Source organism: Cupriavidus sp. GA3-3 (genome assembly GCF_000389805.1).
Classification (GTDB): domain Bacteria; phylum Pseudomonadota; class Gammaproteobacteria; order Burkholderiales; family Burkholderiaceae; genus Cupriavidus; species Cupriavidus necator_D.
Map to the genome: position 1 here is coordinate 1 of NZ_KB944490.1, position 12,880 is coordinate 12,880.

15 protein-coding genes are annotated in these 12,880 nt (G+C 70.1%); 10 read left to right on the forward strand and 5 right to left on the reverse strand.

The window, feature by feature from the left end:
• Positions 1 to 1,121, reverse strand: a 1,121-nt coding sequence (locus tag C265_RS32575) for a hypothetical protein (protein WP_010811094.1), incomplete at its 3' end; no start/stop codon positions are given.
• A 724-nt stretch (positions 1,122 to 1,845) separates the two neighbouring features.
• Between C265_RS32575 and C265_RS21420 the strand changes: the two genes are divergently transcribed.
• From C265_RS21420 to C265_RS21435, 4 genes are all read left to right on the forward strand, one after another.
• Complete coding sequence (locus C265_RS21420; protein ID WP_010811095.1) at positions 1,846 to 2,631, forward strand: GntR family transcriptional regulator; 786 nt, start codon at positions 1,846 to 1,848, stop codon at positions 2,629 to 2,631.
• A 110-nt stretch (positions 2,632 to 2,741) separates the two neighbouring features.
• Positions 2,742 to 3,782 carry a tripartite tricarboxylate transporter substrate binding protein gene (locus tag C265_RS21425; protein ID WP_010811096.1) on the forward strand — a complete coding sequence of 347 codons (1,041 nt, stop codon included), beginning with the start codon at positions 2,742 to 2,744 and terminating at the stop codon, positions 3,780 to 3,782.
• Entirely contained in the window at positions 3,779 to 5,065 is a 1,287-nt protein-coding gene (locus C265_RS21430) for a 3-isopropylmalate dehydratase large subunit (RefSeq protein WP_010811097.1), read from the forward strand. The genes C265_RS21425 and C265_RS21430 overlap by 4 nt, the downstream gene beginning before the upstream one ends.
• A gap of 47 nt (positions 5,066 to 5,112) precedes the next feature.
• Positions 5,113 to 5,619, forward strand: coding sequence for a 3-isopropylmalate dehydratase small subunit (locus tag C265_RS21435; RefSeq protein WP_010811098.1), 507 nt, complete (start codon positions 5,113 to 5,115; stop codon positions 5,617 to 5,619).
• Positions 5,620 to 5,626: 7 nt separating this feature from the next.
• Here the strand turns inward: C265_RS21435 and C265_RS21440 are convergent, their stop codons facing one another.
• The gene (locus C265_RS21440) at positions 5,627 to 6,322 is read right to left on the reverse strand and encodes a phosphoribosyltransferase (RefSeq protein WP_010811099.1); all 696 of its coding nucleotides are present in this window, start codon (positions 6,320 to 6,322) and stop codon (positions 5,627 to 5,629) included.
• A 296-nt stretch (positions 6,323 to 6,618) separates the two neighbouring features.
• Between C265_RS21440 and C265_RS21445 the strand changes: the two genes are divergently transcribed.
• The gene (locus tag C265_RS21445; protein WP_010811100.1) at positions 6,619 to 6,807 is read left to right on the forward strand and encodes a hypothetical protein; all 189 of its coding nucleotides are present in this window, start codon (positions 6,619 to 6,621) and stop codon (positions 6,805 to 6,807) included.
• Here C265_RS21445 and C265_RS21450 read toward each other — a convergent pair.
• The gene (locus C265_RS21450) at positions 6,786 to 7,688 is read right to left on the reverse strand and encodes a LysR family transcriptional regulator (RefSeq protein ID WP_010811101.1); all 903 of its coding nucleotides are present in this window, start codon (positions 7,686 to 7,688) and stop codon (positions 6,786 to 6,788) included. The two genes, C265_RS21445 and C265_RS21450, sit on opposite strands and share 22 nt — an antisense overlap.
• 176 nt (positions 7,689 to 7,864) lie before the next feature.
• Between C265_RS21450 and C265_RS21455 the strand changes: the two genes are divergently transcribed.
• Positions 7,865 to 8,323: a nucleoside deaminase gene (locus C265_RS21455; RefSeq protein ID WP_081225744.1), complete on the forward strand. Its 459-nt coding sequence runs from the start codon at positions 7,865 to 7,867 to the stop codon at positions 8,321 to 8,323.
• Positions 8,316 to 9,548 carry a cyanate transporter gene (locus C265_RS21460; protein WP_010811103.1) on the forward strand — a complete coding sequence of 411 codons (1,233 nt, stop codon included), beginning with the start codon at positions 8,316 to 8,318 and terminating at the stop codon, positions 9,546 to 9,548. The genes C265_RS21455 and C265_RS21460 overlap by 8 nt, the downstream gene beginning before the upstream one ends.
• On the opposite strand, the gene cynS is transcribed toward C265_RS21460, so the two are convergent.
• Entirely contained in the window at positions 9,542 to 9,985 is a 444-nt protein-coding gene (gene cynS, locus C265_RS21465) for a cyanase (RefSeq protein ID WP_010811104.1), read from the reverse strand. The two genes, C265_RS21460 and cynS, sit on opposite strands and share 7 nt — an antisense overlap.
• 88 nt (positions 9,986 to 10,073) lie before the next feature.
• Positions 10,074 to 10,211: a hypothetical protein gene (locus tag C265_RS32580; protein WP_010811105.1), complete on the reverse strand. Its 138-nt coding sequence runs from the start codon at positions 10,209 to 10,211 to the stop codon at positions 10,074 to 10,076.
• 487 nt (positions 10,212 to 10,698) lie between these two features.
• Here C265_RS32580 and C265_RS33095 point away from each other — a divergent pair, with 487 nt between their 5' ends.
• From C265_RS33095 to C265_RS21480, 3 genes are all read left to right on the forward strand, one after another.
• A complete protein-coding gene (locus C265_RS33095) occupies positions 10,699 to 10,821 on the forward strand; it encodes a hypothetical protein (protein WP_010811106.1) in 123 nt (40 codons plus the stop codon).
• A 49-nt stretch (positions 10,822 to 10,870) separates the two neighbouring features.
• Entirely contained in the window at positions 10,871 to 11,188 is a 318-nt protein-coding gene (locus C265_RS21475) for a YXWGXW repeat-containing protein (RefSeq protein ID WP_010811107.1), read from the forward strand.
• A gap of 717 nt (positions 11,189 to 11,905) precedes the next feature.
• Positions 11,906 to 12,862 (forward strand): LuxR C-terminal-related transcriptional regulator, encoded by a 957-nt coding sequence (locus C265_RS21480; RefSeq protein ID WP_010811108.1) that lies wholly within the window; start codon positions 11,906 to 11,908, stop codon positions 12,860 to 12,862.
• Positions 12,863 to 12,880 lie beyond the last annotated feature (18 nt).

Here is a 12,880-nt window from a genome sequence, read left to right on the forward strand (position 1 = left end):
CTTGCCGCGCCCGCCGTTGCGGTCGAGGTCGCCGCGCCGCCCGCGCCACCGGCACCGCCGGTGCCGCTGCCGGCTCCGCCGGTCGCGCCTGCAGCTGCCGTTCCGGCACCGCCCGCACCGCCACTCGCGGTACCTGCGCCGCCCGAACCGGTGCCTGCGCCAGCCGTGTTGGTACCGGCCGCTGCGCCGCCTGCGCCGCCTGCGCCGCCAGTGGTAGTGTCGCCACCCGCACCGTTGGCATTGCCGCTGCTACCACCTGAGCCGCCGGCCGAACCTGCCAAGCCGCCCAGGGCGCCGCTGGCACCCAGGCCACCACCGCCGATCGCGCCGGCACTGCCGCCGCGGCCGCCGGCGCCGAGCGATGCGCTCAGAGCGCCGCCGCCCTTGCCATAAGCATCGCCGCCGCTGCCGCCCTTGCTGCCCGCTGCGGAGAGTGCGCTGCCGCCATATGCCTTGCCGTCACCGCCACTGCCGGCCCAGCCAATCGCCTTGCCGCCGGCACCGCCATTACCAGCGTTGGCGCTGCCGTTGGTGGCGTCGCCATTGGTGGCGCTACCGTTGGTAGCGCTGCCACCGGAGCCGCCGCTGCCGCCGTTACCGCCGTTGCCGCCGTTGCCGCCGCGCCCGCCTTCGCCGGTACCGCCAAAGCCATTGCCGCCCCGGCCACCGGCTGCACCATTCGCGTTACCCCAGTTGGTGGCGTAATTGCCGATCGGGCCAATGCTGTTGTTGGAAACCGTGCCATTCAGCTTGCTGATCGCCAGTGCCTTGCTGGTGTTGAAGGCGTTGCTTACGCTGGAGGTTGCGCTGCCACCGTTGGAGCCCGCGTTGCCTACGCCATGGTCAAAGTCGATCCTGCTCCTGTTGTTCGAGTTGGTCGTGGTCTTAGTCTTGTTGACGCCAACCGTGGTGGTTCTGGTGTTGGTGCTGCTGTCATTGGCCTGGACTGCGGTCGAATATTCGTTTGCCGCCGCGCCGCTGCCACTCTGCGTCGAGGTCGCTGTGGCGGTTTGCGTGTTGTCGCCGCCACCTCTTACCACGTCGTTGTTATTGGTCGGATTTGCCCAGGCCTGTCCCGCAAATGCCATGGCGATAGCCGACGCCAGTAAGGTCTTTTTCATACGAAGCTCCCAGGAGAATTGCACAGTGTCACAGCGGCTCAGCCTCCGGCCGGCGCTCTTGCGAGGAACGACGGCTGGAGGTTCAGGTTCGGCACCCAGCCAAACCAGACTCCCCTTGCGCATAATCGGTGCCAGCTGCGCCACCTGCGGCGCCAACTCCTTGTATTACAAGGCCCGCCCGGCACTCTGGCGGGGACTTTCCGCGGCTTTGCGCGACGCTTGCCGCCCTCGCCGCTGTGCACGGCAGACGACATGTCACACCGCTGTGACACGGCCACTCCCGGCCCACCTGGGGGGGTTCCGGGGTGGTCGGAAAACGCCTTATTTTTCAGGGTCTTATGCAGGCAGCCAGAATTTGCCCGAGGCGCGACCTTACGTATCGGGACTGAAACACGGCATCGAGGGTGCCGTCGTCGCCGCCCGTGTGGGGCATCTCCACATTGCTGCGGCGGCGCCCCGATGTCCTGTTCTCGCCGCACGGCACAACCCGCTCCACCGCACCGGCGTTGTCCATCCCAGCAAGGCATGCAGCGGCGCCAGACCGACTTCACCCGCGCTGGCGCAGCCAGCCAAGGGTCTCGGCGCAGACGAGATGCATCGCTGCAACACCGCGCCGGCGCAGTTGTCCCGCAAGCGCCACTGCGGCTATCCATGCTAGGCTCTATGTCTGATTTAAAGTACATTAGAGGCATTACAGACTTGTCATCTCTCCGCAAGGGAAACCATGAGTGAAGCCGTCGTTCCCCTGTATCACCAGATTTACGTGGTATTGCGCCAGCAGATCGTGGAAGGCCGCTTCGGCCAGGGCCCCTTGCCGGGCGAGATCGACCTGGCCAAGCAGTTCCACGCCTCGCGCGTGACCATGCGGCGCGTGTTCGACCGCCTGGTGCAAGAAGGCCTGGTGCGCCGCCACCGCGGGCTTGGCACCTTCGTCAACCCGCATCCGGTGCGCCCGGCGACGGCGGCTGGCGAGGAACGCGGCACCAGCCTGCTCGACAACATCATCGACATGGGCCAGAAGACGTCGGTGAAGGTGATCTCGATCGACGAAGTCCATGCCACGCCCGATGTGGCCGAATCGCTGCAGATCGAGCCGGGCGATCCGGTGGTGAAGATCGTGCGCGTGCGCCACTACCGCAACCGCCCGCTGTCGCATATCACGGTCTACCTGCCCGCCGACCTGGGCCGGCCGATCACGCGCCAGTCCCTGGAAGAGCGGCCGGTGCTGCGGCTGCTGGAGGCCGGCGGCGTGAAGCTGGGCCGTGCCAGCCAGGTGCTGTCCGCGCGCCTGGCCGACGTGGTGGTGGCGCCGCTGCTGGACGTGCCGGTAGGCGGCGCGCTGCTGGCGGTGCGCCGCGTGGTCAAGGACGCGGCCGGACGCCCGGTCCAGTTGCTGCTCGGCCAGTACCGCCCGGACCGCTATGAATACCGCATGGAGTTGTCGCCGGCCGGCGTCGACAGCGCCAACGTCTGGGTGGAAAGCGAAACCCGCCCGGGCCTGCGCGACTGACCCCGCGGACCGCCGCCGACTTCCCGCAGGCGGCGCAGCCAGGGATGCGCCACGTAACGTTCCGGGCGATACTGCGCATCTCTGATCACATCAAGCGAGGAGCCGTCGCCATGCCCGTGTTCTGCCTGGTCCCGTCCAGCCCGACCCGTCTGCCTTCGATCCCCCGCCGCGCCGCGGTGCAGCGCCTGGCCATGGCCAGCCTGGCCGCGTGCGCGCTGGCCCTGCCGCTGTCCGCCGCGGCCCAGGGGCAACCCCAGGTGGCCGGCGGCAAGCCGATCCGGATCCTGGTGGGCGCGCCCGCCGGCGGCACCACCGACACGCTGGCGCGCACCATCGCCCAGGAAATGTCCCAGGAGCTCGGCCAGCCGGTGGTGGTCGAGAACCGCCCCGGCGCCGGCGGCAATATCGCCGCCGACCTGGTCGCCAAGAGCGCGCCGGACGGCAGCACGCTGCTGATGAGCTTCACCAGCCACACCATCAACGCCACCCTGTACAAGAAGCTGCCGTTCGACCCGGTGCAGGACTTCACCCCGATCACGCTGGTGGCCACCGTGCCGAGCGTGCTGGTGGCCACGCCTAAGCTGGCGGCCAGCAATGTGCCCGAGCTGATCCGCCTGGCGCGTTCCGAACCGGGCAAGCTGAACTTTGCCATCGGCTCGGTGGGGTCGTCGCTGCATATGGCCGGCGACATGTTCAAGATGATGACCGGCACCTATATCGTCAACATTCCGTACAAGGGCACCTCGCCCGCGCTCACCGACGTGCTGGCGGGCCAGTGCGACCTGATGTTCGCCAGCACCATCAACGTGCTGCCGCATGTGCGCGCGGGCAAGCTCAAGGTGCTGGGCGTGACCAGCCCCGCGGCCCTGCCGCAGTTCCCGGGCGCGGCGCCGATCGGCGCCACCGTGAAGGGCTTTGAATCGAGCGCGTGGTTCGGCCTGTTCGGTCCGGCCGGCATGCCGCACGAAGTCACGCAGGCGCTGTACCAGGCCGCGCGCAAGGGGCTGGAAACGCCCGCGGTGCGCAAGCGCCTGGAGAACGACGGGGCGCAGCCGATGGGCACGCCGCCCGACGCCTTCGCCGCCTTCGTGAAGCAGGACGTCAGGCGCTGGGCCGCCGTGGTCAAGTATTCGGGAGCCTCGCCGGAATGAGCCACACTCCCGCCACGCTGGCGCAGAAACTGGTGGCGCGCGCCGCCGGGCTGGCGCATGCGGAGATCGGCACGGTGGTGATCTGCCGGGTCGACCTGGCGATGTCGCACGACTCCAGCGGCCCGCGCCGCGTGGCGCCGCTGTTGGAAGAGCTTGGCACCGGGGTCTGGGACCCGTCGCGCTATGTGGTGGTGACCGACCATTTCGTGCCGGGCGGCGATGCCCAGGCCGAGTCGATCCTGCGCTTCACGCGCGACTGGACGCGCCAGTCCGGCGCCCACTTCATCGACGCCGAAGGCATCTGCCATGTGGTGCTGCCCGAGCGCGGCCATGTGCTGCCGGGCCGCCTGATTGTCGGCGGCGACAGCCACAGCCCCACCGGCGGTGCCTTCGGCGCCTATATGTTCGGCGTGGGCGCGACTGAGATGGCCGGGGTGCTGGCCACCGGCGAGATCTGGCTGCGCGTGCCCAATACCATCCGGCTGCAATGGGACGGCCAGCTTGCAGCGGGCGTCTGCGCCAAGGACATGATGCTGTTCCTGTGCGCGACGCTCGGCATGGGCGGCGGCCGCTATGAGGCGCTGGAGTACACCGGCAGCGCCGTCGCCGCGCTGCCGATGCAGGAGCGCATGACGCTGGCCAACATGAGCGCCGAGCTGGGCGCGCAGACCGGCCTGGTGGCGCCCGACGCGGCCACGCTCGGCTGGCTGGCCGAGGCCGGCGTGCCGGCGCAGACGCTGGCCGCAATCGACCTGGCCCACTGGCGCACGGACCCCGATGCGCCGGTGCTGGCCACACACCGCTTCGACGCCGCGGCACTGGTGCCGCAGGTGGCGGCGCCGCACTCTCCGGCCAACAGCGCGCCGGTAGACCAGGCCGCCGGCGAGCCCGTGCAGATCGCCTACCTGGGTGCCTGCACTGGCGCCAAGCTGGAAGACCTGCGCATGGCCGCGCGCGTGCTGCGCAGGCGCCGCGTGGCAGCGGGCGTGACCCTGCAGGTGGCGCCGGCCTCGCGCCGCGACCAGCTGCTGGCCGAGCAGGAGGGCACGCTTGGCATCCTGACCGACGCCGGTGCCACGCTGCTGCCCAACGCCTGCGGCGCCTGCGCCGGCTATGGCGCGGCGCGCTTCCCGGCGGGCAGCCGCGCGATTGCGTCGACGGCGCGCAACTTCTCCGGGCGCATGGGCGATGCCGGCAGCGCGGTGTGGCTGGGCTCGCCGATGACCGTGGCCGCCAGCGCCGTCACCGGCCGCATTACCGATCCGCGCACCCTGCTGGAGTAACGCTGCGGACCTGACTTCGTGCCCGCCTGGCGGGACAGACTTCTTGCATGACCCCTGCTATCGCCCCCGACCCCACTGGCCGCCTCTGGCGCTTCGGCGACAACATCGACACCGATGCCATGGCCCCCGCCGTGCTGATGAAATCGCCGCTGCCCGTGCTGGCCCGGCATTGCCTGGCCTCGCTGCGCCCGGAGTTCCCCGGCAGCGTGCGCCCCGGCGACGTGCTGGTGGCGGGTGCCAACTTCGGCATCGGCTCCTCGCGCGAGCAGGCGCCGCAGGCGCTGCGCGCGCTCGGCGTGGGCGCCGTGGTGGCGCAGTCCTTCGGCGGGCTGTTCTATCGCAATGCCATCAACCTGGGCCTGCCGGTGCTGGTCTGCGCCGACACCTGCCGCCTGGCCGACGGCGCGCACGCGGTGCTGGACCTGGCGACGGCACAGCTGCGCCTGGACGACGGCAGCCTGGTCGCGTGCGAACCCATCCCCGACTTCCTGCGCGCGATCCTGGCCGCCGGCGGGCTGGTGCCGCACCTGAAGGCGCGCCTGGGCAAGGGCTGAGCGAACCTCAGCGCGCAGGCGGCGGCGCCGCCGCGCGCAGCAGGGCCAGCGCCTCTTCATCGCTGGTCTGGGAGAAATCCAGGTAGAAGGCGCCAACCGCGCCGAAGCTGGGGGGCGTGTTCAGGCAGATCACCTCGTCGGCCGCGGCCAACAGGCTGGCCAGCCCCTGCTCCGACCCCACCGGCGTGGCCGCCACCACCCGCGCCGCCCCGGCCATGCGCACGCCTTCAAGCGCGGCGCGCATGGTGGCGCCGGTGGCCACGCCGTCATCGACCACGATCACCGTGCGCCCGGCGCGCTCCGGCACCGGCGCACCGCCGCGATAGCGCCGCTGGCGCCGCGCGATCTCGTCGAGCTGGCGGCCGCGCTCGGCATCGAAGCTGCCGCTTTCCACGGCGCGGCGCGCCCAGGGATCGTCATTGACCACCGTGTGCGGGCCGCCGCCGCCGGCATCGCCCTCCACCACCGCGCCCAGCGCCAGCTCGGGATAGCCGGCAGCGCCGATCTTGCGCACCAGCAGCACGTCCAGCTGCGCGTCGAGCGCGCGCGCCACCTCGAACGCCACCGGCACCCCGCCGCGCGGCAGCGCCAGCACCAGCGCGGGCTGGCCCAGTTGTGCGGCGCCAAAACCCAGTTCGGCCAGGCGGCGGCCCAGGTACTGGCCAGCCTCGCGGCGATCGGTAAAGCATGGAGGCAACGACATGGCACGCTCCGGAAGGTCAGCGGCACTCAGGCCCGCGCTGCCCGCAAAGCAAGCGGCGCAGGCAACCCTCAGCCAATATAGACCCTGCCGCGGACGGCGTTGGCGCAAGTCGCCGGCGGCAGCCAGGCGCTCGCAACGCCGGGCAAGTCGCCCCGATTGGGCGCGATTGCGCAACAGTGTGTTCAGGCTGGGGTGGCTGACTGCGCCGCGCTGCAGCATTAGGATGGCTGCACGCGTTGACAACGCCGATCCGCAGTTGCCGGGTGCAGTGCCCGACCCTTGAGAATGAGCCTGACATGACTTCGCCATCCAACACCCGCGCCGAGCTTGCGCGCCCCGACCATCAGTCCGCCCCCGAAGCCGGCCCCCTGGCCGCGCCCGACATCCCGTTCGGCTCGCTGGAAGCCGCGGCAATGGCCGAGCTGCCATACACCTTCCGCCCGGCCGGCACCTGCACCCGCTACTACAACGAGTTCTTCGGCTGATCCGCGGGCGGCGCGCCCGACCCCATCACGGTCTCGCATAGCGCGGCCAGCCGCGCGGCCATGTCGCGCGCCGCGGCCGGCAGGTCCGGCTGCGCGTGCAGGCTGAGCTCGACGTCGGGCACCGCGGCGGGCCAGCCGCCGTCCTCCAGCACCTGGTGCTGAGCCGTGGCCAGGCGCCGCGGCAGCAGGGTGACGCCCAGGCCGTCGGCCACCGCGGCCAGGATGCTGGCCAGGCTGGCACTGACAAAGGCCACACGCCAGCGCCGTCCGCCGGCGTCGAGCGCGTGCGTCATCTCGCCGCGGTACAGCCCGCCCACCGGAAACGCCACCAGCGGCACCGGGTCGCGCGCCACCGCCGGACGGCTGCGGCTGTCGATCCAGCACAGCGGCTCGGGCCAGCTGGCCAGCCCCGGCGCCTGCCCGACCCGCTGCTTGACCAGCACCAGGTCCAGTTCCCGGTCCTGGAAGCGCTGCCACAGCTCATGGCTCATGCCACTGGTCACCTCCAGCCGCATGCCAGGCCAGTCATCGGCAAACCCGGCCAGCACCGGCGTCAGCGGCCGCGCGGCAAAGTCCTCGGGCACGCCGATGCGGATCTCGCCCTGGCCGGCGCTCTGGCGCAGCTGCCCCACCGCCTCGGCCATCAGCTGCTGCAGGCGGCGCGCGTAGCCCAGCAGGCGCTCGCCCTCGGGCGTGGTGGTGACATAACGGCCGCCGCGGTCCAGCAGCACGCAGCCGAGCTGGTCTTCCAGCCGGCGCACCTGCTGGCTGACCGTTGACTGAGTCAGGTGCACGCGCTGCGCGGCGCGGGTAAAACTGCCGCTTTCCGCCACGGCGACAAAGCTCTGCAGCAGTACGGGATCGAGGCGAGGGTCCTGCATGGCCGGTTATCCATTAGTTTCTCCACTGCCGGCGATTTCATCATTTAATTTTCCAATTACCAAGCCCCGGCGTACAGTTGCACGCTGCCCCGGCCCGCGTCCCACAACTGCCGGGCAAGCCCCACGAAGACCCATGCTGCCCGACTCGCGAGCATGCACTCACTTCTTTGCCAACCATGACCACTCACCAGGAATTCATGCGCGAGGCGGTTCGCCTTGCCGCGGCCAACCGTGACCGTGGCGCGCGCCCTTTCGGTGCCGTGCTGGTGCTCGACGGCGAGGCCGTCGCCACCGGCGTCAACGACATCGTCCACAGCCACGACCCCACCACCCATGCCGAGATGGAGGCGGTGCGCGCCGCCGCGCGCAAGCTGGGCCGCCCCGACCTGCGCGGCAGCGTGGTCTATGCCAGCGGCCACCCCTGCCCGATGTGCCTGGCGGCGATGACCATGGCCGGCGTGCAGGCGGTCTACTACGCCTTCGACAACCACGATGCCGCGCCCTACGGCATGTCGAGCGAGGCCGCCTACCAGGCACTGCGCCTGTCGCTGAACCCGCCGCCGCTGCCGCTCACGCGGGTGGCGGTCGACCTCTCTGCGGCGCAGCTCTACGGCCCGCGCGCGCCCCGTGGCTGAGGGCGCGCGCGGCACCACCCCGCGCTGGCTGGTGCTGGCCGCGGTCGCGGGCATCGGCCTGAACCTGCGGCCGTTCCTGACCGCGGTGGGGCCACTGGCCCCGGCCATCCGCAGCGGCACCGGCCTGAGCTACCAGGGCATGGCCTGGCTGACCTTGCTGCCGATGCTGCTGATGGGCGCGGGCGCGTTCTTCGGGCCGGCCATCCGCGAGCGGCTGGGTGCGCGCACCGCGGTGCTGGGCGCGCTGGCCTTGCTCGGTGCCGGCTGCGCGCTGCGGCTGGGCGTGGCGGACGGCACCTGGCTGATCGCCTCGGCCGCGCTGTGCGGGCTGGGCGTGGCCGTGGTGCAGGCCGCCTGCCCGGGCCTGGTCAAGCAGGAATTCCCGGGGCGCGTGGCGCCGGTGATGGGGCTGTACTCCGCCGCGCTGATGGGCGGCGGCGCGCTCGGCGCGCAGCTGTCGCCCTACGTGACAGCATTGGCCGGCAGCTGGCGCGATGCGCTGGCGCTGTGGGCCGTGCCTGCGCTGGCAGCATTGGCGCTGGCCTGGGTGGCATTGCCGCGCACCGCGGCGCGCGGCCCCGCGGTGCCGGCAAGCCGCCCGGCGAGGGCAACGCGCGCGCTGTTGCGGCGTCCGCGCACCTGGCTGCTGATGGCCTGCTTTGGCGTGATGAACGGCGGCTATGCGTCGCTGGTGGCGTGGCTCGCACCGTTCTACCAGGACCACGGCTGGAGCGCTTCGGCGAGCGGGTCGCTGGTGGCGCTGATGGCGGTGGCGCAGGCCGCCGCGGCGCTGCTGCTGCCGGTGCTGGCCGCGCGCAGCCTGGACCGCCGCGCCTGGATGGCGCTGGCACTGGCCATGCAGGTGGCGGGCTTCGGTGGACTAGCGCTGTGGCCCGACGCCGCGCCGCACGCGTGGGCCGTGATCGGCGGCGCCGGCCTCGGTGGCTGCTTTGCCTTATACCTGGTGGTGGCACTGGACCACCTGCCGGACCCCGACAGCGCCGGCGCGCTGAGCGCCCTGATGCAAGGCGGCGGCTTCCTGCTGGCGTCGCTGGCGCCCTGGATCACCGCCATGCTGCACGAACGCACCGGCGGCTTCGCCGCCGGCTGGTGGTACCACCTGGCCTGCGCCGCGCTGGTGGGCGTGCTGACCATGCGCCTCGATCCGGCGCGCTATGGCGTGTCGCTTGCGCTGCCGCCCGTGCGCGCGGTCGCCCATCAGTAAGTCTTGTAGGGCAGGAACTTGCCCGACATCTCGATGCGCACCCGGTCCCCGTTGGGATCGGGCTCGCGCTGCAGGTCCATGCGGAAGTCGATCGCGCTCATGATGCCGTCGCCAAACTCTTCATGGATCAGCGCCTTGAACGTGGTGCCGTACACGCTGATGAGTTCGTAGAAGCGGTAGATCAGCGGATCGGCCGGCACCTGCGTCGGCAGCGAGCCCTTGTACGGCACCTCGCGCAGCCAGGGCTCGGCCTCGGGCGGCAGCCCGAACAGCTCCATCACCGCGCGCGCGCCGGCGGCGTCGAATGCCATCTGCCCCAGGCACGCCGCGGTTGTCCATTCCTTGCTGCGGCCGACGCGTTCGGCCACCTGCGCCCAGGCAATGCCGCGGGTGACCTTGGCTTCGATGATGAGGTCGGTGACGTCGCTGCGGTTCATGCTGACTCCATGACAGGGGTAGGTTGGATGGAACCACTCGGACTGCCACGGCGGCAGGGTAGTCATACCACCCCGGCGTCAGCCCATGTCAGCGTGTCAGCGCGGGTTCGACGATGGCCGCGGCATCCGCGGGCGCCATCTCCTGCGGCAGCGCGAACAACGCCGCGGCGGGCGGCGACAGCCCCTGCAGCCATTGCAGGGCAAGCACGATGAGCATGACCGGCATGACGCCTCCTTCAAGCACACGAGGCCACTTCCGACTGGTATAGCCCATGGCGCAAGCTTCATGCCATTTCCGCCCCACCGATTTGCGCGACTGAACGCACCGTGATGGCGCCGCGACGCCACCAGTGCGCCCCCAACCGGGCCATGCCGAGGCATCGCGCACCGTTGCAGCGTACCCGTTTCTGCGTGCCCGGCCAGGCCGCCCACAAAGGGTGCGGCGCCTGCTCCGGGATCCGTTGCCTTGCGAGAATCATTTCCCGTGTAACGTCACATTACCTCCAACCCGGCACGCGCAGGCCACGCCATGGGCCTGCCGCCATGCGCGCAACGCCTTGATACGCAAGGGCTTCCGGGATGCCGCGCGCCCGGTGCGGGGCTGCGCCCGCTGCAAAACCCCTTGTGAGACAGCCTTACAAGTGCAAGCACGCGCAGCGGGGCTGGCTCGCTACATTGAAGCCATGTCCAACGCGAACCCGCCAGGAGCCCATATGAAACGCGCCCTCTCGCTGCTGGTGCTGCTGTCCACCACGGCCGCACTGCTGTCCGCCTGCATCGTAGTGCCACCGCGCGGCGGCCCGCCGCCGCGCCACCACCACTACGACCGCTATTGACCGAGCCAGCGGCTTCGAACCGCTTCCAACCGCCCCAAGGAGAATCCACATGAAACGCCAGCTCCTGATTGCCGCAGCCGTCCTCGCCACGGTCGGCACCTTCGGACTGACCGCCCCCGCCGAGGCTCATCCGGTGGCGGTCGCCCACGGCTATGACCGTCCGCCCCCGCCGCCGCGCTATGAACCGCACCCCGCCGCGCGCCGCGGCCAGGTCTGGGTGCCGGGCCACTGGACCGCCACCGGCGGGCGCTACGACTGGCGCGCCGGCTACTGGAAGGCGCAGCGTCCAGGCTACCGTTATGTGCCCGAGCGCTGGGTGCGCGGTCCGCACGGCTGGGTCATGCGTCCCGGCCACTGGGCCCGCTGACGCCTGCGCGGACGAACCTGCCGGCCGGCCCCGGGCCCGCCACCCTGTCCTCCCGGCAGGCGGTGGCAAGTCCGGCGCAGGTCGGTGCAGCCGGCGCCGCAGCGCTCATCCCGAGGTGGGAGACGTCTCTCATCCAGAAGCACTAGGCCATGCGCCCGACCTGCCTGAAAATCAGGCAGGCCTATTTCGAAAACACATATGAAAGCGGCGTTTCATGATTGGAGCAATCCGCCGCAGATATATTACCGATACCCCACGATGGGGTTAAGAATACTACTTTCAGGGGGTACAGATAATGCTATCTGTTTCAATGCTGCAACCAAATTAAATCCCGATGTCACATCCGTGAAACCTCCTGGACCCCGCATCAGCGCGGCGTTTGCGGAACCTGGACCGGTGCGTTCGGATGATTTTTGAAAGGATTATGTATGTCCTTTCATTCCCACCCACACTCGTACCAGACCGGCTCGCTTGCATTCCATTCAACCAGCCCATAAGATGAATTTAAGCCGATTTAGGAGCGAGAATCTTTCGGGTTCGGGTTCGGGTCAACCTTCCAGCCACCGACAAGTTCCATCCAGAAAAACGGGACTGCCGGAGCATGGAAGCATGGGGGTCAGACAAGCAGCCAGTCGCCGCAGGTGACTGCTGTCCTGCAATGCCCTCCATACGCAAAGCGCCCCGCATTCCGCCCCCGAGTAACGGGGAGTGAAGTCAATGAACGCGTTGCTGATCGAGGAGCATCCACTGCTCCGGCTCGGGCTGTTGCAGATGCTCGAGAACATCCAGGAGTCTGCCCAGGTTGCCGCCATTGCGCCCGCGGACATCGCCAGGCTGGACACCCGGCACCACAACGCAGACCTGCTCGTATTCGGCATGCCCGCCGATGTGGGGTCTGGCTGGCCGCAGCTCGAACAGGCCCGCGAAGCACTGTCGCCGCAACGCATCCTGATCCTGGCAGACATCTTGCCATTGCATGTGCCCAACGCGGACAGCGCCCGCGGCGTCTGCGGCTGCCTGCCGAAATCCGCTTCGCTGGCGGTGATCGAGGCGGCCATCCGGCTGGCGGTGTCAGGCGTGCAGGGGCTGCTGTTCTCGGCCGAAACCGGCTCGATGCCGTCGGCGTCGCGTTCGGCCATGCCGGCCGTGCAGTCGCTGGCCTCGGCCGCGCCGCTTCCGCTGAACCCTGCGCACGCGCTCACAGGCGAGCAACTGTCGCTGGTGGCATGCGCCGGCACGCCCGGTGCCGCACGCACCACCGTGGCGGTGCGCGACCTCACCGGCCTCCGGCCGGGGCAGCCGCTGTCGGCCCCGGCTGCCACCAATGCAGCCCCGCTGGTCGAGGAAGAGCCCAGCTACGACGAAGCCGAAATGCTGAAGATCACGCCGCGCCAGTACGAGGTGCTGGTGCTGCTGGCACGCGGCTACCCGATCAAGACCGTCAGCCGCATGCTCAATATCTCGGTGGCAACTGTCAAGAGTCACGCCTGCACGCTGTACCAGCGCCTGAAGGTACGCAACAAGGGCGAGGCCGTCTATGCCGCCCTGCAACGTGGCGCGACGCTCGAGTGGGTCAGCGGCGATGAACGCTTCACGCGCGGCAGCACCGCGCGCCCTGTGGTTGCGTCCCGCACCGGCGAAGCCGCGCTCCAGGCCGCCAGCCCGGTGCTGTAGTTCAGGACCTTGCGCCGC